The sequence below is a fragment of the Sphingomonas sp. P3_C6 genome (assembly GCF_056402595.1).
The window spans coordinates 112,810-135,530 of record NZ_JBFUHB010000001.1; the positions used below are offsets into that span (position 1 = coordinate 112,810).

25 protein-coding genes are annotated in these 22,721 nt (G+C 65.1%); 10 read left to right on the forward strand and 15 right to left on the reverse strand.

All coding sequences use genetic code 11. From position 1 onward, the window contains the following. Positions 1-46 precede the first annotated feature (46 nt). The 3 genes from clpS to AC1DT7_RS00490 form a co-directional block, all read right to left on the reverse strand. Positions 47-382, reverse strand: coding sequence for an ATP-dependent Clp protease adapter ClpS (gene clpS / locus AC1DT7_RS00480; protein ID WP_478034227.1), 336 nt, complete (start codon positions 380-382; stop codon positions 47-49). A gap of 162 nt (positions 383-544) precedes the next feature. After that, complete coding sequence (locus tag AC1DT7_RS00485; RefSeq protein WP_478033487.1) at positions 545-1,375, reverse strand: phasin family protein; 831 nt, start codon at positions 1,373-1,375, stop codon at positions 545-547. Between the two features lie 120 nt (positions 1,376-1,495). Continuing rightward, entirely contained in the window at positions 1,496-3,235 is a 1,740-nt protein-coding gene (locus AC1DT7_RS00490; RefSeq protein ID WP_478033488.1) for a PHA/PHB synthase family protein, read from the reverse strand. A gap of 110 nt (positions 3,236-3,345) precedes the next feature. Between AC1DT7_RS00490 and AC1DT7_RS00495 the strand changes: the two genes are divergently transcribed. From AC1DT7_RS00495 to AC1DT7_RS00510, 4 genes are read left to right on the forward strand one after another with little or no spacing between them, the layout of a single operon-like run. Next, complete coding sequence (locus tag AC1DT7_RS00495) at positions 3,346-4,551, forward strand: LL-diaminopimelate aminotransferase (protein WP_478033489.1); 1,206 nt, start codon at positions 3,346-3,348, stop codon at positions 4,549-4,551. Between the two features lie 6 nt (positions 4,552-4,557). Then, entirely contained in the window at positions 4,558-4,827 is a 270-nt protein-coding gene (locus AC1DT7_RS00500; RefSeq protein ID WP_478033490.1) for a DUF2061 domain-containing protein, read from the forward strand. A 34-nt stretch (positions 4,828-4,861) separates the two neighbouring features. Next, positions 4,862-6,637, forward strand: a complete 1,776-nt coding sequence (locus AC1DT7_RS00505) for a sensor domain-containing diguanylate cyclase (protein WP_478033491.1) — start codon at positions 4,862-4,864, stop codon at positions 6,635-6,637. A 42-nt stretch (positions 6,638-6,679) separates the two neighbouring features. Continuing rightward, positions 6,680-7,108, forward strand: coding sequence for an acyl-CoA thioesterase (locus AC1DT7_RS00510; RefSeq protein ID WP_478033492.1), 429 nt, complete (start codon positions 6,680-6,682; stop codon positions 7,106-7,108). Positions 7,109-7,241: 133 nt separating this feature from the next. On the opposite strand, the gene AC1DT7_RS00515 is transcribed toward AC1DT7_RS00510, so the two are convergent. Continuing rightward, entirely contained in the window at positions 7,242-7,721 is a 480-nt protein-coding gene (locus AC1DT7_RS00515) for a winged helix-turn-helix transcriptional regulator (RefSeq protein WP_478033493.1), read from the reverse strand. 141 nt (positions 7,722-7,862) lie between these two features. On the opposite strand from AC1DT7_RS00515, the gene AC1DT7_RS00520 reads away from it, so the two are divergent. Then, a complete protein-coding gene (locus tag AC1DT7_RS00520; RefSeq protein ID WP_478033494.1) occupies positions 7,863-8,183 on the forward strand; it encodes a CC_3452 family protein in 321 nt (106 codons plus the stop codon). Positions 8,184-8,365: 182 nt separating this feature from the next. After that, entirely contained in the window at positions 8,366-10,456 is a 2,091-nt protein-coding gene (locus AC1DT7_RS00525; RefSeq protein ID WP_478033495.1) for a RelA/SpoT family protein, read from the forward strand. Positions 10,457-10,644: 188 nt separating this feature from the next. Here AC1DT7_RS00525 and AC1DT7_RS00530 read toward each other — a convergent pair whose 3' ends face one another. Beyond that, entirely contained in the window at positions 10,645-11,217 is a 573-nt protein-coding gene (locus AC1DT7_RS00530; protein WP_478033496.1) for a YkgJ family cysteine cluster protein, read from the reverse strand. Between the two features lie 399 nt (positions 11,218-11,616). Next, positions 11,617-13,284, reverse strand: a complete 1,668-nt coding sequence (locus tag AC1DT7_RS00535; RefSeq protein ID WP_478033498.1) for a hypothetical protein — start codon at positions 13,282-13,284, stop codon at positions 11,617-11,619. 169 nt (positions 13,285-13,453) lie between these two features. Here AC1DT7_RS00535 and AC1DT7_RS00540 point away from each other — a divergent pair, with 169 nt between their 5' ends. After that, positions 13,454-14,509, forward strand: coding sequence for a glycosyltransferase family 2 protein (locus tag AC1DT7_RS00540; RefSeq protein ID WP_478033499.1), 1,056 nt, complete (start codon positions 13,454-13,456; stop codon positions 14,507-14,509). A 156-nt stretch (positions 14,510-14,665) separates the two neighbouring features. On the opposite strand, the gene AC1DT7_RS00545 is transcribed toward AC1DT7_RS00540, so the two are convergent. Both AC1DT7_RS00545 and AC1DT7_RS00550 read right to left on the reverse strand, forming a co-directional pair. Further along, entirely contained in the window at positions 14,666-15,397 is a 732-nt protein-coding gene (locus tag AC1DT7_RS00545; RefSeq protein ID WP_478033500.1) for a class I SAM-dependent methyltransferase, read from the reverse strand. Between the two features lie 14 nt (positions 15,398-15,411). After that, positions 15,412-15,831: a GtrA family protein gene (locus AC1DT7_RS00550; protein WP_478033501.1), complete on the reverse strand. Its 420-nt coding sequence runs from the start codon at positions 15,829-15,831 to the stop codon at positions 15,412-15,414. 59 nt (positions 15,832-15,890) lie between these two features. On the opposite strand from AC1DT7_RS00550, the gene AC1DT7_RS00555 reads away from it, so the two are divergent. Next, entirely contained in the window at positions 15,891-17,702 is a 1,812-nt protein-coding gene (locus tag AC1DT7_RS00555) for an AcrB/AcrD/AcrF family protein (RefSeq protein WP_478033502.1), read from the forward strand. Positions 17,703-17,811: 109 nt separating this feature from the next. Here the strand turns inward: AC1DT7_RS00555 and AC1DT7_RS00560 are convergent, their stop codons facing one another. From AC1DT7_RS00560 to argB, 6 genes are all read right to left on the reverse strand, one after another. After that, positions 17,812-18,432 carry a MarC family protein gene (locus tag AC1DT7_RS00560; RefSeq protein ID WP_478034228.1) on the reverse strand — a complete coding sequence of 207 codons (621 nt, stop codon included), beginning with the start codon at positions 18,430-18,432 and terminating at the stop codon, positions 17,812-17,814. Positions 18,433-18,443: 11 nt separating this feature from the next. Beyond that, positions 18,444-18,698 (reverse strand): hypothetical protein, encoded by a 255-nt coding sequence (locus tag AC1DT7_RS00565; RefSeq protein WP_478033504.1) that lies wholly within the window; start codon positions 18,696-18,698, stop codon positions 18,444-18,446. Continuing rightward, positions 18,695-19,570, reverse strand: coding sequence for a bifunctional methylenetetrahydrofolate dehydrogenase/methenyltetrahydrofolate cyclohydrolase FolD (gene folD / locus AC1DT7_RS00570; protein ID WP_478033505.1), 876 nt, complete (start codon positions 19,568-19,570; stop codon positions 18,695-18,697). Before folD ends, AC1DT7_RS00565 begins: the two co-directional genes overlap by 4 nt. Further along, on the reverse strand, positions 19,567-19,869 hold the full coding sequence (locus AC1DT7_RS00575; RefSeq protein ID WP_478033507.1) for a DUF167 domain-containing protein: 303 nt from the start codon (positions 19,867-19,869) through the stop codon (positions 19,567-19,569). The genes folD and AC1DT7_RS00575 overlap by 4 nt, the downstream gene beginning before the upstream one ends. A gap of 3 nt (positions 19,870-19,872) precedes the next feature. Next, the gene (locus tag AC1DT7_RS00580; RefSeq protein ID WP_478033508.1) at positions 19,873-20,187 is read right to left on the reverse strand and encodes a YggT family protein; all 315 of its coding nucleotides are present in this window, start codon (positions 20,185-20,187) and stop codon (positions 19,873-19,875) included. Between the two features lie 64 nt (positions 20,188-20,251). After that, entirely contained in the window at positions 20,252-21,151 is a 900-nt protein-coding gene (argB, locus tag AC1DT7_RS00585) for an acetylglutamate kinase (protein WP_478033509.1), read from the reverse strand. A gap of 227 nt (positions 21,152-21,378) precedes the next feature. On the opposite strand from argB, the gene AC1DT7_RS00590 reads away from it, so the two are divergent. Both AC1DT7_RS00590 and AC1DT7_RS00595 read left to right on the forward strand, forming a co-directional pair. After that, positions 21,379-21,576 (forward strand): type II toxin-antitoxin system VapB family antitoxin, encoded by a 198-nt coding sequence (locus AC1DT7_RS00590; protein WP_478033510.1) that lies wholly within the window; start codon positions 21,379-21,381, stop codon positions 21,574-21,576. Further along, positions 21,573-21,926 carry a type II toxin-antitoxin system VapC family toxin gene (locus tag AC1DT7_RS00595; RefSeq protein ID WP_478033511.1) on the forward strand — a complete coding sequence of 118 codons (354 nt, stop codon included), beginning with the start codon at positions 21,573-21,575 and terminating at the stop codon, positions 21,924-21,926. The genes AC1DT7_RS00590 and AC1DT7_RS00595 overlap by 4 nt, the downstream gene beginning before the upstream one ends. Before the next feature lie 91 nt (positions 21,927-22,017). Here AC1DT7_RS00595 and AC1DT7_RS00600 read toward each other — a convergent pair whose 3' ends face one another. Further along, positions 22,018-22,656 carry a queuosine precursor transporter gene (locus AC1DT7_RS00600; RefSeq protein WP_478033513.1) on the reverse strand — a complete coding sequence of 213 codons (639 nt, stop codon included), beginning with the start codon at positions 22,654-22,656 and terminating at the stop codon, positions 22,018-22,020. Between the last annotated feature and the right edge of the window lie 65 nt (positions 22,657-22,721).

Below are 22,721 nucleotides of genomic sequence, written 5' to 3' on the forward strand. Positions count from 1 at the left end.
AAGAAGGCGGGCGGTCCCCCTCCCCGGACCGGGGAGGATTAAAGGATCACGCCTTTTCCAGCGTGCATTGCAGGGGGTGCTGGTTCTGCCGGGCGAACTCGATCACCTGGGCGACCTTGGTTTCCGCCACTTCGTAGCTGAACACGCCGCACACACCGACGCCCTTTTGATGGACGTGGAGCATCACGCGCGTCGCCGCCTCCATATCCATGCGGAAGAAACGCTGGAGCACCAGCACGACGAATTCCATCGGCGTGTAATCGTCGTTGAGCAGCAGCACCCGGTACGGCGTCGGCTGCTTGGTGCGCGCGCGGGTGCGGGTCGCGATGCCGAGGCCGGTGCCATCGTCATCACCACCTTCGCCGTCGCGGCGTTCGGCCATTGCCGTGGGGATTAGCTGATCGATCATGAGAAGCGAAAATATGGCAAGCCGCAGCCCAAGGGCAAGGGGTAGTGCGCGATCAACCCTGAATGTGGTCCAGATAAACGAAAAGGGCGGCCCCTGAGGACCGCCCTTTCCTTTTCTCGACGATCGTTCGCGAAATTACGCGGCGATCTTCACCTTCTCGGCGGCGAGCGCGACGCGGTTGGAGATCGGCTGTGCGACCTCGCCGGCGAGCTTCATCATCGCTTCGGTGTTCTTGGAGGTCTGCGCGACGATCGAGTCGAACGACGAGCGCACATAATCGCTGTGCAGCTTGAAGAAGTCGGTCGGCGACTTGACGGTCGACAGGCTCTTCAGCGCGGCGGTCGCGCCTTCGAACTGCTTACGGCTGTACTCGGCAGCGTCCTGGCCGAACGATTCGAAGCCCTTGGCTGCGATMTTGCCGGACTCGACGATGGCTTCGATGTTGCCCTTCGAGAATTCATTGGCTTCCTCGAACAGCTTGGTGCCCTTCTCGACGGCGGCCTTGGCGCGCTCATTGGCTTCGGCGAACAGGGTCTGCGCCTTTTCGGCGGCATTCTTCAGATTGGCTTCCATGGTCTTCACTTCCTTCTGGATGAGGGCGACCGGCGCTTCGACGATGGCCGGCTTGATTGCTTCAACGATTGGTTCGGTGGTCTTCACTGCGGTGTCGGCTGCCTTTTCAATCACCTGTTCGACCATGGCGACGGGCACCGGGGCGACGGGCGCGGGAAGCTCGACTTTCGCGGCGACCGGCGGAACCGGCTTTGCCGCGACGGGGGCCGGCGCCACGACTGCCTTGGGGGCAACCGGAGCGGCGACTGGCTTGGTGGCGGTTTTCGCCACGGTCTTTGGAGCCGCGACTGCCTTGGCGGGCACAGCTGCTGCGGCCTTGGGAACTGCAGCCTCGGGCTTCGGCGTTGCCGCTGCCTTGACCGGTGTTCCGGGCTTGGGACCCTTGCTGGCCATACGGCCTCCTCACATTACTTGCTGCACTGCAATATAGTCGTGCGGGCACGTTCTGCAAGGGATTTTGTTGCATCGCAACATAACCGTAATGGTGGAAATAAATAGCTCTTTCGGAGCAATTTAGCGTGTTCTCACATAGCTTCCTGGAGCGTCCTCGATTGCCTTGAGCGAGCCCTTGCCCGGGGTACGTGCGCCCTTGGCAGGCACGGTGGAATCGTCCTGGTCGCGCAGCCAGCCGATCCAGTCGGGCCACCAGCTGCCCTTGGTCTCGGTCGCGCCCGCGACGAACTCCGCGAGCGTCCCGGCCGGTTCCGGATTGAGCCAATACTGATATTTGCCGAGCGCCGGCGGGTTCACCACGCCGGCGATATGGCCCGAGCCGGCCAGCACGAACTTCACGGGGCCAGTGAAGATATGGGTGATGTTCCACACGCTCTCGGCCGGGGCGATATGATCCTCGCGGCCGGCCTGGATATAGGAGGGTGTCTTGACCCTGGTCAGGTCGATCGGCGTGCCGCCGACGGAGAGCATGCCCGGCTTCACCAGCAGATTGTCCCGATAGAGATCGGTCAGATAGCTCATGTGCCATTTGGCCGGGAGGTTGGTGGTGTCGCCATTCCAGTGGAGCAGGTCGAACGGCGCATAATCCTGGCCGAGCAGATAATTGTTGGTGACGTAGTTCCAGATCAGATCGCGGCCGCGCAGCAGATTGAACGTCAGCGCGAGATAGCGGCCGTCGAGGAACCCTTCGGGCGAGAGAGTGGCGATCGTCTTCAACTGCTCGTCATCGACGAAGTTGAGCAGTTCGCCGGCACGGGCGAAATCGACCTGCGCGGTGAAGAAGGTCGCGCTCTTCACCCTGTCGGCCACGCCGCGCGCTGCCATCACCGCCAGCGTCGCGGCGAGCGTGGTGCCGGCAACGCAATAGCCGATGGTGTGAACCGAATCGACCTCCAGCCCCTCGCGGACCGTATCGATCGCATCGATCTGCGCCTCGACATAATCGTCCCACACCACATCGGCCATGCCGGCGTCGGCCGATTTCCACGAGACCATGAAGACGGTGATGCCCTGGTCGACCGCCCAGCGGATGAAGCTCTTCTCCGGCGTGAGGTCGAGGATGTAGAAACGGTTGATCCAGGGCGGGAAGATCACCAGCGGCACGGCAAGGACCTTATCGGTCGTCGGCGTATATTGAATCAGCTCGTAAAGCGGCGTGCGCTTCACCACCTTGCCCGGCGTGGTCGCGAGGTTGCGGCCAAGCTCGAAGGCGTTGGGATCGGTGTGGGTGAGCTGGCCCTTGGCGATATCGGCCAGCATGTTCTGCAGGCCCTTCAGCAGGTTCTCGCCGCCCGTCTCGATCGTCTTTTCCAGCACCACCGGGTTGGTCGCGGGAAAATTGCTCGGGCTCATCGCTTCGAGGAAACCCTTGGCGGCGAAGCGGAGCTGTTCCTTCTGCCGGTCGTCCACGCCCGCCATCGCGTCGATATTGGCGAGCATATGGTCCGAGATCAGGAAATAGCTCTGGCGGATCCAGTCGAACAGCGGGTTCTCCCGCCATTGCGGGGCGGCGAAGCGCTTGTCGCGAGCGTGCCTGCCGTCGTCGGCCGCCGGTGCCTTGGGGTCGAGGAAGCGCTGCCAGAGGTTCAGGCTGTCGGTCCAGAACGCCTCGGCGCGCTGGATCGTCGCCGGATCGTTGAGGCCGGGGATCACCGGCAGGCCGAGATCGCGCTGCTCGGCAGCCGTGGTGGAGAGGCCGCTTTCGAGCATCATCTGCTGCGCGCGACCCATCACCCAGGTCCAGTGCTGGAGTTCCTCAAGGCTGGGAATCGGCATTTCTGGAGCGTCGGATTCGGCCATGGGATCCTCCTGGACGGAATAGGAAACCCCCTAGCGCACCAAAGCATCTCCGTCATTCCCGAGCGCGCCAGAATCAACTAATGGTTGATTTCCTCCAACCGGAAGAAGCCATGTCCGACGATTTTTACCGCATCAAACGCCTGCCGCCCTATGTCATCGCCGAAGTGAACGCGATGCGAGCGGAAGCGCGTGCGGCGGGCGAGGACATCATCGACCTGGGCATGGGCAATCCGGACCTGCCGCCGCCGCCGCATGTCATCGACAAATTGTGCGAAGTGGCGCGCAAGCCCGACGCGCACGGCTATTCCGCGTCCAAGGGCATTGCCGGTCTGCGCAAGGCGCAGGCAGGATATTACAAGCGCCGTTTCGGCGTCGAGCTCAATCCCGACAGCGAAGTGGTGGTGACGCTCGGCTCCAAGGAAGGCCTCGCCAACCTTGCCCAGGCCATCACCGCCCCGGGTGACGTCGTGCTCGCGCCGAACCCGAGCTATCCGATCCACACCTTCGGCTTCATCATCGCAGGTGCCACGATCCGGAGTGTGCCGACCACGCCCGACGAGCATTATTTCGAGGCGCTCGAGCGCGCCATGGCCTTCACCGTGCCGCGGCCGAGCGTGCTCGTCATGGGCTATCCGTCGAACCCCACGGCCGAGGTGGTCGACCTGGCCTTTTACGAGCGCGTCGTCGCGTTCGCGAAGGAGCACAAGCTCTGGGTGCTGTCCGATCTCGCTTATTCCGAGCTTTATTATGACGGCAACCCGACGCCTTCGATCCTGCAGGTGCCGGGCGCCAAGGACGTCGCGGTCGAGTTCACCTCGCTCAGCAAGACCTATTCGATGGCTGGCTGGCGGATCGGCTTCGCGGTCGGCAACCAGCAGCTCATCTCGGCGCTGACGCGGGTGAAATCCTATCTCGATTATGGCGCGTTCACCCCGATCCAGGCAGCCGCAGTCGCCGCGATCAACGGGCCGCAGGACATTGTCGAGCAGAACCGCCAGCTCTATCAGCGCCGCCGCGACGTGCTGATCGAAAGCTTCGGCCGTGCAGGCTGGGACATTCCGGCACCCCGCGCATCGATGTTCGCCTGGGCGCCGCTGCCGCCGGCGCTCGCGCATCTCGGCAGCCTGGAATTCTCCAAGCAGTTGCTCACCCATGCCAAGGTCGCGGTCGCGCCGGGTGTCGGCTATGGCGAGAATGGCGAAGGCTATGTGCGTATCGCCATGGTCGAGAACGAGCAGCGGCTGCGCCAGGCGGCGCGTAACGTGAAGCGCTATCTGCAGAGCATGGGTGTGAACACGCCGGCCCGCACCGGCTGACCCCGCATGTTCCTGCTTCGTGGTGTCGAAAGCCACCCGCGATCCTTCGTCAAGGCGGTGTCCTGGCGCACCGTCGGCAGTATCGACACCTTCGTGCTGAGCCTGATCTTCAGCGGCAGCGCGAAGATGGCGGGAGCGATCGCGGGGACCGAAGTGTTCACCAAGATCACGCTCTTCTATTTCCATGAGCGTGCCTGGTCGCTGGTGCGGTGGGGACACCGCACCGACGATCCGGCGACACGCGACCAGTCGAGTGAAGGCGGCGCGATTCCCTAACCAGCGCTTAAGGCTTTGATCCTACTGCCGGGGGATGGGTCGCGCCTCCTCCACCGCGCCTTCGCCGGCTGCCATCATCGGGATCGGGCTGAGCTATTACGCCCTTGCATCGGGCGCGATCCTGCTCACGCGCCTCAGCGGCGGGATCGCGCTGTTGTGGCTGGCCAATGCCCCACTGATCGCAGTGCTGTGCATCACGCCGATGCGACGCTGGGCGCCGATCCTTACCGCCGCGATCATCGGGACCTGGAGCGCGTCCCTGTGCTTCTCCCCGATCCCGGGCGCGGCACCACCTTTCGCCCTGGTCAATGTCGGCGAGGGCGCGCTGGCCGCTTTGCTTCTCAGGCGCTGGGGCGTCGACCGGAGCCAGCTCGACGATTCCCGTTCGATCGCGCGGTTCGTGCTGGCGGCGGGGATTCTCGCGCCGACGACCAGTGGGCTGTTCGGCGCCTGGATGGCGAGCTTGCTGCTGCCGATCGGCTTCCTGCCGGCGCTGTTCGACTGGATCGTCGGGCACGGCATCGGCAACATCATCGCGGCTCCGCTGACGATGCAGATGACGCGCCGGGACGTGGACTGGCCCCTGTTCCACGCACGGGGCGGCAGCCTGAAGGCGGTTGGGGCGGTCGCGCTGCTGATCGCCGTCACCTTCCTGGTCTTTTACCAGAACGGCCTGCCGCTGCTGTTCCTGCCGATCGTGCCGCTGCTGGTCGGCACCTTCACGTTCCAGCGATTCGGCGCCGCGGCCGGCATCCTGATCGTCGCGGTGATCGGCGGCATCCTGACAACCAACGGTCATGGGCCGATGGCGCTGATGCATGTCGACCAGGCCGGGCGGCTTCAGTTCTTCCAGTTCTACATGGTGGTGCTGTTCGTGACGGTGCTGCCGGTTGCCGCCACGCTGGTGCAGCGCGACCGGCTGCTGGCAGAGCTGCGCGAGAACGAGACCCGCTACCGGCTGATGGCGGAGAACGCGACCGACATCATGATGACGCTGGAGCCTGACGGCACGATCCGCTTCATCTCGCCTGCGGTGCGCGAGCTCGGCTATTTCGAGCCGGCTGATATCATCGGGCTGAACGCGGCGATCCTGGTCCATCCGGAGGACCGCGAGAAGGTCAGCGCGGTGCATGTCGAGGCGCTCGGCGCGCCCGAGCGGGTGTTCACGGTCGAATATCGCGCGACCAAGGCGACGGGCGACGTCGCTTGGTTCGAATCCAACATGCGATCGGTCCGCGACACATCCGGCCGGATCACCGCGGTGTTCAGCGTGATCCGCGATCTCGACGGGCGAAAGATGCGCGAGGACGAGTTGCTGCGCGCCGCCAATACCGATCCACTGACCGGCCTGCTCAACCGCGGCGCCTTTCGCCGGCAGGTGAAGGACACGCTGCACCAGTTGCGCCCCGACCGGCCATCGACCCTGGCGCTGCTCGACCTCGACCATTTCAAGAAGGTCAACGATACGCACGGCCATGCCGCCGGCGACGCCGCCCTGCTGATGCTGGCCGACCTGTTACGTGAGAATCTCCGGCCAGGCGATGCGGTGGGACGGATCGGCGGCGAGGAGTTCGCCATCCTGCTTGCCGGGTTGTCGGTCACCGAGGCGGGCGTGGTGTGCGAGCGGCTGTGCCGGACACTCGCGGAACGGCCGGTGCCGGGCGTAGAGCCAGCGCTGCGCATCACCGCCAGCATGGGAATCGGGGGGCTGAGCGTGGGCACCAGCATGGACGAGGCGTTCCGCGCCGCCGACACGGCGCTCTATGCCGCCAAGGCCGGCGGACGCAACCGGATCGAGTTCGCGGCCTGAGCGCGCATTGACGGCGGCGGCGGCGCAGGCCATCGCCGCGGCATGACCCGTCCCGGCTTCGCCTTCTCCACCAGTCTCAAGGTCCGCTATGCCGAGATCGACGGGCAGAAGGTGGTCTTCAATTCCCGCTATCTCGAATATGCCGATGTCGCGGCGACCGAATTCTGGAACTGGACCGGCATCGGCGCGGCGCTCGGCCCGACCTGGACCGAGACGGAGTTCCATGTCCGCCGCACCGAGATCGACTATCTGAAACCCTTTGTGTTCGGCGATACGCTCCATGCCTATGTGCGGATCGAGCGGATCGGCAATTCGAGCATGACCCAGCGCTTCGAGCTGTGCCACGCGGCGACCGGGGAGTTGCACACCGTGATCGACATGGTGATCGTCAACGTCCACCTGCCGACCGGGAAGCCAGTGCCGATCGATTCACCGATCCGCGCGTTTCTCGAAACGCTGCCGACTGAATAGGGATCAACCCCTCCCCCATTCGGGCTGACCTTGTCGAAGCCCTGTTCTTCTTTCCAAGGCTAGAAGAACAACCCTTCGACAGGCTCAGGGCGAACGGGTGGGTGTTGCACCACCTCGCCAGGCATGTCCCAGGCTATTCCGCGGCGCGCATCTCGGGTTCGTGCACGACGTCCTCGGCCAGTGCCCAGAGCAGGTCATGCTTGGTCAGCACGCGTCCGTCCCAGGCGCGAACCTCGATCGGCCCGATCGGGCGCTTGTCGCGCGCGTCGACCAGCACCGGGGTGGCGGGCATCCCCGTCTCCCAACGCTCGCCCCATTGGCGTAGCGCGATCATCGTCGGCAGGAGCGCCGCGCCCTTCTCGGTCAGGCGGTATTCGATCTTGCGCCGGTCCTCGGGCATTGCCTCGCGGGTCAGGATGCCGTGCTCGACCAGCCGGGCGAGCCGGTTGGCCAGGATGTTGCGCGCGATGCCGAGTTCCGACTGGAACTCCTCGAAATGATAAAGACCGTTGAAGGCGGCCCGCAGGATCATGAAGCTCCACCGCTCGCCCATCGCCTCGAGCGCGGCGGGCAGGCTGCATTCACTCAGTAGTTCACGGATTTTACCGCCCATCTCAGTCCTCTCGAACGACGGGAGCGTATCGCAAATCGCCCGTCATGGAAATGCCATATAAGTTTTCAGTTGCAACTTAAGACCTAATGCACTAGGTGGCCATTCGCAACTGAATTCACGTGTTTTCAAGGAGGACAAACAATGACCCGCTTTCTTCCCCTGGCTGTCGCTGCCCTTGTCGGCTCCGTGACGATGCTCTCCCCCGCCGCGGCCGGCGCACAGGGCCCGGGCGGCTATTACACCGCCACGCCGACGGCGCAGCCCACCAAGACCAGCTTCATCACCAGCAACGTGCTGTGGAAGTGGCGTGACACGGCCTTCACCGCCAACAAGACCAGCGCCCGCGACAACATTGTGTGCCAGATGATCGTGCAGCGCGCCGGCGCCCTGACCGAATTCACCGCAGGCGGCACGGCGTTCGACGCCGACACACTCGCCAAGTGCAACGCGCGCGCGAAATGATATCCCCTTGGCCGCGGCAATCATATTGCCGCGGCCAGTTTCTTATCAAACTTCCTGGATCGGGGCGCCTGCCCGATCCCCCTACCGGCCTCCCGTCCAGTATATCCTGCGGGGGAGCGAGCCGGCGCCGTTTTGTTGAGAAGTTTGTTGCAAAGCAGCAGTTCGCGGCCCCATCTTAAGGCGTGCTGCGCCAATATGAACTTGTAGACCGGGTCCTCGATTACGACCCGCAAGCCGACGAGGCGCTGCTGAACCGCGCCTATGTCTTTTCGGTCAATGCCCATGGCACCCAGAAACGGGCCTCCGGCGACCCCTATTTCAGTCACCCGATCGAGGTGGCCGGCATCCTGACCGAGCTTCATCTCGACGACGAGACGATCGCCACCGCGATTCTGCACGATACGGTGGAAGACACCGTCGCGACGATCGAGGAGATCGAGAAGCTGTTCGGCCCCGCCGTCGCGCGGCTGGTCGATGGCGTGACCAAGCTGTCCAAGATCGAAGCGCAGACCGAGAATGAGCGCGCCGCGGAGAATCTGCGCAAATTCCTGCTCGCCATGTCGGACGATATCCGCGTGCTGCTGGTCAAGCTGGCGGACCGGCTGCACAATATGCGGACGCTGCATTACATCCCCAAGCCCGAGAAGCGCCGCCGCATCGCGCGCGAGACGATGGATATCTATGCCCCGCTCGCCGAGCGGATCGGCATGTACGAGTTCATGAAGGAGATGCAGACGCTCGCCTTCAAGGAGCTCGAGCCCGAGGCCTATGATTCGATCAACAAGCGCCTGCTCCAGCTGAAGGAGGGCGGCGGGGACCGGATCGCCAAGATCGGATCGGGACTGAAGCTGCTGCTGTCGCGCCACGGCATCGAGGCCGAAATTTCCGGCCGTGAGAAGCATCCCTATTCGATCTGGAAGAAGATGGCCGAGCGGCACATCAGCTTCGAGCAGCTGTCCGACATCATGGCGTTCCGTGCGATCGTGCCGACCGAGGAGGCCTGCTACCAGGCGCTGGGAGTGATCCACCGGCGCTGGCCGATGGTGCCGGGGCGGTTCAAGGATTATATCTCGACGCCCAAGCGCAACGGATACCGGTCGCTCCACACCAGCGTGATCCATGCCGACAACACCCGGGTCGAGGTGCAGATCCGCACCGAGGAGATGCACGAGGAGGCCGAACTGGGCCTTGCCGCGCACTGGGCGTACAAGCAGGACAAGGTCCGCCCCGAAACCCAGGTGAGCTGGATCCGCGACCTGGTCGAGATCCTCGACAATGCCGAGAGCCCGGAAGAGCTGCTCGAGCATACGCGCATGGCGATGTATCAGGACCGGATCTTCGCCTTCACCCCCAAGGGCGAACTGCACCAGTTGCCCAAGGGCGCGACGCCGATCGACTTCGCCTATGCCGTGCATACCGACCTGGGCGACCAGGCGGTGGGCGCGAAGATCAACGGCCGCGTCGTGCCGCTGAAGACGAGCATCGAGAATGGCGACCAGGTGCAGATCCTGCGATCCAAGGCGCAGGAGCCGCAGGCCAACTGGCTGAGCTTCGCCATCACCGGCAAGGCGCGCGCAGCGATCCGCCGTCACCTGCGCCACAAGGAGCGCGAAGAGACCCAGGCGCTCGGGCGGAAAATCTATGACGAGATCGTGCTGCATCTGCCCGCCCCGCTGGGCGGCGATGCGATCAAGGCGGCGCTGAAGCGGCTGAAGCTGGCCGACGAGGCGAGCCTGATGGAAGCCATCGCGCGCCGGCGTATCACCGATGCCGAGGTGATGGAGGCGCTGATGCCCGGATCGGGCGGCACCGCCACCGCGCGCAAGGCGCCGATCCAGACAAGCGCCATCTCGATCAAGGGGCTGACCCCGGGCGTCGCCTTCGACCTGGCCGAATGCTGCCATCCGGTGCCGGGCGACCGGATCGTCGGCCTGCGCCGGCCGAACGAAGGGATCGAGGTCCATGTGATCAACTGCCCGCGCCTGGCCGAAAGCGACGATGCCGACTGGGTCGACATCGCCTGGGGCGACAAGACCGATGGCGCCACCGCGCGCATCTCCGTCGAGGTGAAGAACGAGCCCGGCGCGCTTGGCGTGATCGCGACGATCATCGGTGCGCAAAAGGCCAATATCGTCAACATGCGGCTCGACAACCGCGACACCGGATTCCACACAAACACGATCGATGTGGAGGTGCACGACCTGCATCACCTGACGCGCCTGATCGCGGCGCTGCGCGCGGCCGATGCGGTGAACATGGTGGAGCGGATCTGACGCGCTGCGGCGCCGCGGGCTCTTGATCAGATGACCGGTTCGCGGGCGGCGTGCGGCGGGCACCAGCCATGCCGCCGCCATTGCGGGAGAAGCACTCGAACACTGGAGGGCGCGGGGCCGGCGGCGATGATGTTGCCCGGATATTCTGCGTGGCTCTCCGTCCTACGGCAGCCACACCGACAACGGGACTATCGATCCGCCTGGCCGTTTGCCGTGAAGACGCCGTAGCGTTCGCGCCATGCGGCCACTTCGTCCTGCAGATGGGCGGGTGCGGCTTCTCCAGAGAGGACAAGGCCGGCGACCTCGTCATCGGGGTGCATCAACATCTTGTTCGACCCGTCGGTGAACCAGACGGGGACCAGCTGGTCGCACAGGCTGTCGAGCACGGTTGCCGCCATGCCATTCCCGATCGCGTCGCTGCCGGCGAGCATGCGGACGTTGATCGAGACGCCTTCGAAGCAGTTGCGCGGCGCGCGCTCGAAATTGAGCGACACGAGAAGGCCGGACCGGTCCGGCCGCGCGTCGTCGGGCATGTCCGCGACCCGTCGCCAGGCGCAGAACCATGTCCGACAGATAGTGGGGCGCACCGCATGGATGCCGCACCCGCGCGATGTGAGGTGCGTGCAGGGCGTCCCCGCCGGCTTCTTGAAATCGGGGCTATCCACCGTCAGGACCGTGCAGCACGCCACGCAATCGCCACAGGCGCGATCGGCGAGGACCGGGCCGAGGAGCATGGTTTCCAGGTCAGTCTCGGTCTGCATCGGCGCAGGGCTGCCTTGGGCTTGGGGGAAATACAAGGGCTTGGTGGAGATGATGGCGGGTTTGGCCTGTGGGAAGGCTCCAGGATTGCGGACCCGAATGCCCGCCAATGCGGACCATGAACGGTCGAACCGAATTCGCGATCCGGTGGAGCGCCTGCGTGTCGCTCGTGCCCGACCCGGCGGCAGCGGCGTGATCGACGATGACGTAAGGCCCACCGCTGGCTTCTCACCCAGGGGGGATACGCGCAAGACAAAGCGTGGGCAGATCTTCACCGAATTCGTGTCTCGCAGGCTTGCCACCTACGCTCCACTTCTGGCGGGCCCTGTCCATATCGCGCGACTGACGCCCGGCAGGTCCCCGCGATGCTTGCAGCGGCGGCGGCTGGCGCGTGCCGCTCGTCAGGCCAGCTGGTCCGACAGGGCGATGTTGCGGACGGCGGCTTCGCCGAGCCGCTCCCGGAGCTGCGTGAGGTACAGGCTTCGCGGCGTCACGTGGCGGTCGAGCGACTCGATGTGCCCGTTTTCCTTCGTGGTGTCCTGAAGCGGGGTGTTGAAGATCACCCCGTTCACGCCGAGATGGCCGAAGGTGTAATTCTGCGCCGTCGGCGGCTTCTGCACGAGGAAATCGCCCTCGCAGTTCCAGAACACGGTATTGGCGCCTGCCCAGCCGATATTGATGTTCTTCCAGAACCGGGCGGTGAGCGGCGCCCTGATATTGTCGTAGAGATTGCCGGTCGCCCATTGTTCATGCGGCTCGCTCGACGAATAGGGGCTGGTTGCCTGGCAATCGAGGAACACGTTCCCGCTCGAGCTCGGTTGCCCGGTCATGAAGGAGTGGCGCCCCTTGTCGGACTGGCACCGCTGGACGAGCGCCAGCTGGCCGCGCAGGGCGAACACGAAGCGGCGGGCGCCCGCCCGTTGCGATATCGGCTCCTTCGACACGCAATCCTGGATGGTGATCCATTTCGACCAGCGCGCGGTACCGACCATGCTGTAGACGAAGTGCAGGGCGGTGGCGTTGCGCACCCAGCCGTTCCTGACATTGTCGAACATGATGAAATTATAATAGTGATTTTCGTCGGAATAATATTCCTCGGCGACATAGTCCTGCCGGTCCATGTTGCCGTAGTTGCGTGTGCGGACCTCCGGATTATATTCGGAAACACCGCGGAGATTCTCGACTCCGACGTTGGAGATGCGGCCGGCATCGTCGTATTTCAGGACTTCGCCGCCGCCCCATTGCCGCTCGATCGCGCAGGTGATCGGTGCATCGATCGTAATGGTATCGCCTTGCACATCGACGATCACCCGGTCCCATTCGATATCGAAGGGCTTCCAGCGTCCCCCGGGGGTGTCGCTGTTCATCCCGACGGCGTCGATCCACGCCTGGTTGCCGATACGCCGCACCACGACCGTGTCGCCGCGCCTGAAGCCTTTCGCCGAGGCCAGGCGGAGACGGCGCGCGCCCACCGGCACCCGATCGTCGGCGACCGCGCGCTTCGAGGCTTCGATCAAGGTCGGCGCCGAGGCGCCCGCGATCTGTACGAGGGTCGGCCGTGGCGGGGGGCCTCCGCGACCACCGCCGGGTGCCGGGACGGCAGGCGATGCCGGCGCGGCGGGCCGGCCGGTGCCCGTCCCGATCAGGATGGTGCCGGTATCCCCCATGCCTTCGCCGCGCAGCACGACGCCGCTCGCCCGAATGGTGATCGGCTGGGCCATCCTGTAATCCCCGGCCCGGAGCACCACGGCGCCGCGGAAGCCGTTGGCGTCGAGCGGAAGGGCCGAGACCTTGTCGATCGCCGCCTGGATGTGCGCGCTATTGTCGCCGGCGACGGGCCAGATCGTTTCCTTCACCGCGACGGTCGGAATCGCGACGCCGCCGCCGCCATAACCAGCATGCGAGGCATCATGGATCACATCGCCCCGCTCATCCGGGACATAGACCAGTTTTCCGTCGGGGCCGGGATATATGCGGGAGGCAGTCGGGGCGAGATCGGCGGCACGCGCGCGGGACAGCAGCGTCGGCACCAGGGCCAGGAAGAACATGCCTCGACGGGATATATTCATGCTCATACCCGTCCCCTGTCGCCCGACCTTTGTGGCCCGGGCGGTTTCTTAACCCGTCGGTAGCGTCGGTCAACAGCCTCGGCATCCGGCGAGGCGGGGGGAAGGTGCCGGTCGATCCAGCGCAATCTTCCGATGACGGGCGCCCGACTTGCCGCTAAACCGCCCGCCCATGCACCGCCCCGCCCTTTCCATCGTCGTTCCCTGCTACAACGAGGCAGCCTGTCTCGAGACTCTCCACGCGCGCGTTGCCGCAGCGGCGCGGGCAGCGGTGGGCGAGGATTTCGAGATATTGTTCGTCAACGACGGATCGCGCGACGACAGCTGGCTGGTGATGCAGCGGCTGTCGGCCGCCGATCCGCATCTCGTGGCGATCAACCTGTCGCGCAACCATGGCCATCAGCTCGCATTGACCGCCGGGCTCGACCTCTGCGCGGGCGAGCAGATCCTGATCATCGACGCCGACCTGCAGGATCCGCCCGAGCTGCTGGGCGACATGCGCAAGACGATGGCCGAGCAGCAGGCCGATGTCGTCTATGCCGTGCGCCGCAAGCGCGAGGGCGAGAGCATCTTCAAAAAGGCGACGGCGGCTATCTTCTATCGCATGCTCGACCGCATCACCGATACGCCGATCCCACTCGACACCGGCGATTTCCGGCTGATGAGCCGGCGCGCGCTGGAGGCCTTCCTGTCGCTGCCCGAACAGGCGCGCTTCATCCGGGGCATGGTCGCGTGGATCGGCTTTCGCCAGGTGCCGTTCGTCTACGACCGGGCAGAACGGCTTGCGGGGGAAACCAAATATCCGCTGGGCAAGATGGTGCGGTTCGCGCTCGATGCGGTGACCGGATTCTCGACCGCGCCCCTGCGCTTCGCCAGCCATGTCGGCCTGGCGCTGACCGGCGCGTCGCTGCTGCTGTTCGTCTATATCGCGATCGGATTCTTCACCGGCAGCGCGGTGCAGGGCTGGACCTCGACCATGCTGGTGGTGGTGCTGCTGGGCGCGGTGCAGATGTTCGTGCTCGGGATGATCGGGGAGTATCTCGGACGGCTCTATGTCGAGTCGAAGCGGCGGCCGCTGTATCTGGTCGCGGATATCGCCGGGCCGGTGCAGGGCAAGGCTACGCTTGGATATCAAGCCGAGATGGCTGCGCCAACCGCGCGACCCGATTTCGTCGAAGGGATGTCGATCACGCCGATCCCGGCGGAAGGCGCACCGAAGGGCGAGTGAGGCCCGCCGGCGCGGTTAGGTTACAACAATCGCCGCCGTCATGCCGGACTGGTTCCGGCATCCACCGTCCCGCAGGAGCCGCGCGCGTCGGTACGCGGCACCACGGTGGACCCCGGAACAGGTCCGGGGTGACGATCGAAGAACGATCGTGCCGGCCTATTTTGCCGGCGTTGCCAGCGTGATGATCGAGACGCCGGGCGTCAGCGGCACGCGGCCGACCAGGTGGCGTTCCAGCCGGAAGATCGTTTMGAACAACGCATTGACGACCTTTGGCGGCGGGGAATCGTCGCTGTCGTCCTTGCCGGTCAGCCGGCCGACCAGCCGCGAGGCGGCGGCGAGCGGGAAGAGCAGGGAATTGAAATAGCCGAGCTTGTTCGGCTCGAGCCCCGCCGCGCGGATCGCCTTGACCAGTCCGGCCTTGGAATAGCGGCGATGGTGATGGTTCACCGTGTCGTGTGCGCTCCACATCCATTGATGGGCGGGGACGGTGATGAGGATTTTGCCGCCGGGCTTCAGGCAATCGGCCATCGCCTTCAGCGCGGCCACATCGTCCTCGATATGTTCGACCACGTCGAGCACAGCGATAAGATCATAGGCGCCGCGCCCGACGCCGGTCAGCGCGGGCAGAGGTGCGGCGCCGACCTCCCGTCCGAGGCGTGCGCTGGCGATTTCGCGCGCGGCGGGATCGATCTCGATCGCCTCGACCGTGCCGAAGGCCGCGAGCATCGGGAGATTGTGGCCGGTGCCACACCCGATCTCCAGGATACGGGCGTTGGCGGGCAGATTGCCCTCCCGCACCAGATAATCGGCGAGGATGTCGCGCCGCGCACGATACCACCAATGGGTGGAATCATGTGCCGCCATCCGATCGTAGACAATCCTATCCATGCGTCAGGTCCATATCAGGCAAAGGTCCAGGCGCGGTTGAGCCAGAAGGTGACGAGCGGCGTGACGAACACGGCCGGAACCAGCGGCCACCATGTCGGGCCGTGGAAAAAGGGGCCGGTCACCAGTACCCAGGTAAACATCTGCTGCATGAAGAAACCAAGCAGCTGGACAATGAAGAAGCGGCGCGCGGTACGCTTGCTCCGCTGGCCATGGCCACGAAAGCTGATCGCGCCATGGGCATAGCGGCCCGCCCAGGTCGCGATCAGGAACGCGACGACAACCGCAAGATTGGGATTCATCACATAGGTCGCAAGCGGCCAATAGATGGCCGCATAGAGCACCGTCACGAGCCCGCCGGTGATGACGAAACGGATCAGCTGACCGACTACGCCGCTCGACCGCCATGTTTCGATCTGTCTGATAATCGCCGTCACGCGCACCTTGCCCTTTACGCGCGCCGCACTAGAGCGCGAACGTGACCGAGGGAAGCCTTTTGAAAAACACCGCCGACCATCCGCTTGTCCGCGAGCTGGACAGATATTGGCTGCGGCTCACCCTGATCGCCTGGCTCGGCGTGGTCATCTGGCTGCTGGTCGACAGGTGGAACGCGATCCACTGGCTCTCGCTCGGCGATACCGACGACAATATGCGGCTGATGCAGGTCCGCGCGCTGCTGAACGGGCAGGGCTGGTACGATCTGCGCCAGTACCGGATGAACCCGCCGGGCGGGTTCGACATTCACTGGAGCCGGATCGTCGACCTGCCGATCGCCGGGCTGATCCTGCTGCTCAAACCGTTCGTCGGCATGGCGCAGGCCGAACGGCTTGCCTGCGGCATCGCGCCGATGCTGCCGCTGAGCATTGCGATGATCGGCATCGCCGCCACCGTGCGGCGGCTGGTGGGTGGGCTTTCCTGGCCGCTCGCACTCGTCTTCCTGATTGCCGGCTGCACCTCGACCATCCTGATGTTCATGCCCGACCGGATCGACCATCATGGCTGGCAGCTCGCGATGCTGAGCCTGACGGTGGCCGGCCTGTGCGACTCGAAGGGCCCGCGCGGCGGCGCGATCGTCGGCATCGCCAGCGCGGTATCGCTGACCATCGGGCTGGAGCTGCTGCCCTATGCCGCCATGGCCGGCGCGATCATCGCGTTGCGCTGGGTCTGGGACCGGGACGATGCGCCGCGCATGACCGTCTATGCCCTGTCGCTCGGCGGCGGCAGTGCGCTCGGCTATGCGCTGTTCGGCTCCTATGCGAACGAAGTGCTGCGCTGCGACGCGCTGACCCCGGTCTGGCTGAGCGTGATGGTCGCGGCCGGCGCCTTCCTGTTCGTGCTCGGCCGGGTCAATCCGGAACAGCGCTGGCTTCGCCTCACGCTGGCGGTGGTGGCGGGTGCGGCGATCGTCGCCGGCTTCGCGCTGGTATTCCCGCAATGCCTCGGCCGGCCCGAACAGGTCTCGCCCGAGCTGGCACGCAACTGGCTCGACAATGTCCGCGAGGCACGGCCGATCTACAAACACGCCTTCCGCACCGCCTTCCCCATCGTCGCGCTGCCGGTGATCGGCATCATCGGCGCGTGTATCGCGACCTGGCGCGTCCGCGGCACGCCGAGAGCCAATGGCTGGATGGCGGTACTGCTGTTCTGCACCTTCGCCGCCGCCATGCTGTTGTGGCAGGCGCGCGCCGGGCCGGCAGCCCAGCTGCTCGCAGTACCCGGCGCGACCGCACTCGGCTGGATCATCCTGCCCTGGTGCCTGAACCACAAATCGGTGTTCGTGCGCGTGCTCGGCACCGTGGTCGCCTTCATGGCGGTGTCCGGCCTGTTCTCCGGCATCGCGATCAAATATCTGAAGATCGACGAGCCGAGCAAGCGCGTGCAGATCGTCAACAATGCCAGCGGCCGGTGCCCGACCATCCCGGCGCTCGCCCCGCTCGACAAGCTGCCGGCGCAGACGGTCTTCACCTTTGTCGATCTCGGACCGCGGCTGATCACCATCACGCATCACAGCGCGGTTGCCGGGCCCTATCATCGTAACGGCGATGCGATTCTCGACGTTCAGCACGCCTTCAAGGGAACGCCTGAGAATTTCCGCGCGATCGCGAAGCGGCACGGCGCGACCTTGCTGCTGGTGTGCCCGAACATGGCGGAATCGACGATCTATCGCGCGCGGGCGCCGGGCGGCTTCTATGACGAGCTTGCGCACAACAAGGTGCCGGACTGGCTGGAGCCGGTAGCGTTGCCGAAGAAATCGCCGCTGCGGTTGTGGAAGATCCATTACGCGGATGAGACGGCTCAGCCGGAGTAAGGGCCCCATTTTCGGCATCTTCCCGCAAGCGCCGCCGCCGTTGCGTATGCGGAACCATGGACCCCGGCACTCGTCCGGGGTGACGTAAGGGATCTAGTTCGGCCGAGGCTTACAGCAGGCTGATCCGGACCCCGTCGATCACGAACTGGACTGCGAGCGCGGCGAGCAGGACGCCGAGCAGGCGGGTGATCACCGCCTCGATCTTCACGCCGAGCACCCGCATGATCGGGCCGGCCGCGAGCAGGGCAAGCAGGGTCAGGGCGAGGATCGTCGCCAGCGCACCGAGCACGACGAGCGAGCGTTCGAGCCCGTCGTTGCGGCTCATCAGCAGCATGACCGAGGCGATCGAGCCCGGGCCGGCGATCATCGGCATGGCCATGGGGAAAATCGAGACATCCTCGACCTCGGGCGTCTCGGCTACCTTGGCCGCGCGGTCCTCGCGCCGCTGAGTGCGTTTCTCGAACACCATCTCCAGCGCGATCAGGAACAGCATGATTCCGCCGGCGATGCGGAAGCTCGCCAGGCTGATGCCGAGGGCACGGAGCAGATCCTCGCCGAACAGCGCGAAGACGAACAGGATCGCCGAGGCGACCAGCACCGAGCGGACCGCCATCGATCGGCGATGCGCGGGCGAGGCGCCCTTGGTGAGGCCAGCATAGATTGGCGCGCAGCCTGGAGGATCGATCACCACGAAGAAGGTGATGAGCGACGAAACGTAGAGGGCGATCAGGCTCGACGCGGTCATTGCGCGGCGATCCGGTCGGCCATAACCGGCTTCCTCATATAGCTGTCCGCCGCCCACCACATCAACCCGGCCGGCGGGTCCTTGAGGAATGCCTGTGTCTTCACCGGCTGGCGCGCGAACATCACCGAATCCTCGATCGCGTAGCGCCGGAACGCGGTCCATTGCCCCTCGGCCCGGGCAGCGCCGGCAAAGGCGCGCTCGGCATCGGCGGCCGTTTGCGGCATGGCCGCAGCGAGGAGCAAAAAGATCAAAGCGCGTCCTTGTCGTACGGGACGTTCGCGCGGCGATGCGCGGAGACCAGGGTGTTGCGCAGCAGTACCGCGATGGTCATCGGGCCGACACCACCGGGCACCGGGGTGATCGCACCGGCGACGCTGGCTGCGCCGGCGAAGTCGACGTCGCCGACCAGCCCGTCCTGGGTGCGGTTGATGCCGACGTCGATCACGGTCGCGCCAGGCTTGATCCATTCGCCGCGGATCATCTCGGGCCGCCCCACCGCCGCCACGACGATGTCGGCGCGGCGCACCACACTCGACAGGTCCTTCGTCTTCGAATGCGCGACGGTGACGGTGCAGCTTTCCTTGATGAGAAGCTGCGCCATCGGCTTGCCGACGATGTTGGAGCGGCCGATGACCACCGCGTCGAGGCCGGCGAGATCGCCGAGCCGGTCCTTGAGCAGCATCACGCAGCCCAGCGGCGTGCAGGGCACGAAGCCGTCGAGCCCGGTCGCGAGCCGGCCGGCATTGACCGGATGAAAGCCGTCGACGTCCTTGTCGGGATCGATCCGGGTGATGACGACCCGCTCGTCGATATGCGCCGGCAGGGGAAGCTGCACGAGGATGCCGTCGACATTCACATCGGCATTGAGTCGATCGACCAGCGCGACCAGCTCGTCCTGCGGCACGTCCGCGGGCAGACGATATTCGAAGCCGGTCATACCCGCCGCCTGCACCGCCTTGCCCTTGGACCGGACATAGACGGCCGAGGCGGGATCGTCGCCGACGAGCACCACGGCCAGCCCGGGCGGGCGGCCGGCAGCGGCGATGAACGCCGTCACCTGTTCGGCGATGCGGCCGCGCAGGGCCAGGGCAAAGGCTTTTCCGTCGATGATGTCAGCGCTCATGGCGCCGCCTCATAAAGGCTGGCGGCGATTTTCGCCAGCAGTGTGCCGTCACCCGATATCTGCAGCCGCTTGAGCCGCGCGCTATCGCCCGCGACCAGCGCCACCGCGCGCTTCGGCACGCCGAACGTCTTGGCAACAAGGGCGATCAGTGCTTCGTTGGCCGCTCCGTCGACCGGTGGGGCGGCAAGCCGGGCGGCAAAATGATCGGCAGTTCCGGCCGCCAATATGTCGCGGGACGCCCTTGGCGTGACACGAACCGCGAGCGCGATCCCGTCCGGCCTGAGCGCCCAGGCGGGCATGGATCAGATCGTAACCGGGCCCTGAAGCTGAACCGCGATTGCCGGGACAATGATGTTCGACAGGATATAGAGGATCAGCAGCACGACCAGCGGCGACAGGTCGAGCGCGCCGAAATCGGGCAGGATTCGCCTGATCGGACGATAGAAGGGCTCGGTGATCTTCTTGAGCGCCTCCCAGACCGTACGGACCGTGTCGTTATAGGTGTTGATCACGTTGAAGGCGATCAGCCACGACAGGATCGCCTGGATCAGGATGATCCAAGTCGCGACGCTGAGAAGCACCTGAACGATTTGAAGCAGGACCACAAAAAAGGCCAAGGGGGATTCTCCGGGTCGAATGGAAATCAAGCCTAGCGAAACGCATCCGTTTCGAACAGACCCGTCAGCGCCGGACGAGCGTTCCCGCACCGCGCCGGGTGAAGATTTCCAGCAGCATGGCATGCGGCACCCGGCCGTCAAGGATGACAGCCGCATCCACCCCGCCCTCGACCGCGGCGACGCAGGTCTCCAGCTTGGGGATCATGCCGCCGCTGATCGTGCCGTCAGCGCGCAGTTCGGCGATCGCGGCGGGGTTCAGATCGGTCATCAACTCGCCCTGCTTGTCGAGCACGCCGACCACGTCGGTCAGCATGAACAGGCGGTGCGCGCCCAGCGCCGAGGCGATCGCGCCGGCCATGGTATCGGCGTTGATATTATAGGTCTGGCCGTCGACGCCCTGGGCGATCGGTGCCACGACCGGGATGATGCCAGCCTCGGACAGCGTGTCGATGATCCGTCGGTCGACCCCAACCGGCTCCCCGACAAAGCCGAGATCGACATGACGCTCGATACCCTGCAGCGGGTCGGGCGTGTTGCGGCCGACCTTCTCGGCGGTGACGAAGCCGCCATCCTTGCCCGAGATGCCGACGGCACGGCCGCCGGCCTGCCCGATCCAGCCGACGATTTCCTTGTTGATCGATCCGGCCAGGACCATCTCGGCGATCCGCGCCGTTTCGGCATCCGTTACGCGCAGGCCGTCGACGAAACGCGATTCGACCCCAAGCCGCTTCAGCATCGCGCCGATCTGCGGGCCGCCGCCGTGCACGACGACCGGGTTTATGCCGACCGCCTTCATCAGCACCACATCCTCGGCGAAATCGCGTGCCGCCTCGGGATCACCCATGGCGTGGCCGCCATATTTCACGACAAAGGTCGCACCGGCATAACGCTGCATATAGGGCAGCGCCTCGACGAGCGTTTCGGCCTTGGCGAGCAGGGCGGGATCGGGAGAGTGATCGGTCATGCGCGCCCCATAACCGGAACCTCAGCGTGGTGAAAGCTTCTACCCCTCTCTCATATGGGGGGAGAGGCTCGGTTGGGACGGGTCTGGATTCGCAACCAACCGTTCCGACCGAGCCCTCTCTTCGCCTGCTTCGCCGTGCATCCCCTCCCCTATGGAAGTGGGAGTATAGATGGCATGGAAATCGACATCATTCGATGCTATATCTCGTGCCGATAAAGGAAGCTGCAATGCGTACCACTCTCGCCCTCGACGACGACCTCGTGGCCAAGGCGCAGGCCTTTACCGGCCTCAAGGAGAAGTCCCTGCTGGTCCGCGAAGCGTTGAAAGCGCTGATCGAACGGGAGAGCGCCCTGCGCCTCGCCCGGCTCGGTGGCAGCGAACCCGACCTCTCGCCCCCCTCCCGACGGCGAAGCGACCTCGCGTGATCCTGGTCGACAGTTCGATCTGGGTCGATCACCTGCGCATCAGCGATCCGACGCTTGTCCGCCTGCTCACTGCCGGACAGGTCCTCTCCCATCCCTTCGTGATCGGCGAGCTTGCCCTTGGCAGCCTACGCCAGCGCGAAACGGTGCTGAGCGCGCTACAGGGTCTGCCCCAGGCAATCGTCGCCGCTGAAGGCGAAATGCTGGATTTCATCGACCGGCATATGCTGGCGGGAATCGGCATCGGATATGTCGACGCGCATCTGCTCGCCTCCGCCAGGCTGAGCGTCGCCACCCTGTGGACCCGTGACAAACGGCTCAACGGCGCCGCACAGCGACTGGGCTTGACCTAGTCCTTTCCGGCCAGGGAGATGACCGGTTGGAATGATCGTCTAGACTCGAACCAGCCGTTCGACCGAGCCCACCCCTAGCCGGCTTCGCCGATTATACCCGCGCGTCGAGTCTGCGGCCCAGCCAGACGAAGAAGGTGATGAGGAACGGCACCAGCACGATCGACAGCACGACCTTCGCCAGCATCTGGCCGCCCATCAGGCCGAGGATCGGGCGTTCTCCATAGAAGGAGATCGAGATAAACAGCACCGTATCGACGATCTGCGAGACGATGCTGGCGATCATGCCGCGCAGCCAGAGCAGCTTGCCGGTGCCCTGGCGCAGGCGCGAGAAGATGAAGATGTTAAGCGTCTGCGAGATGCCATAGGAGATCAGCCCGGCGATCATCATCCGCGCGCTCTGGCCCACCACGATTGGGAACGCCTCGATCGCGGGCGGATACATGCCCGGGTCGGTCGGCAGCGCGAGCACCAGCTGGATCAGCGTCGCCGAGACGATCAGCGGCACGAAGCCGAAGCGGACCAGCATGTCGCCGACCTTGCGCCCGTGAAGCTCGGTCACCGCGCTGCCCATCACCACGAGCAGCAGGAAACCGAAGATACCGGCCTCGACCGCGAGCGGGCCGAGCTTGACCTGCTTCACCCCGAGCACGCCCGCGATGCAGACCATGCCGCCATAAAAGATCGAATAGACGAAGAGGGAACGCGGGATCGCGGGAGAGGGCTGAGTCATCACGGGGACGCTACCGCCTTTTACGCGCACGTCAAACCGACACTAGCCCAATCGCTTCCGCCCTG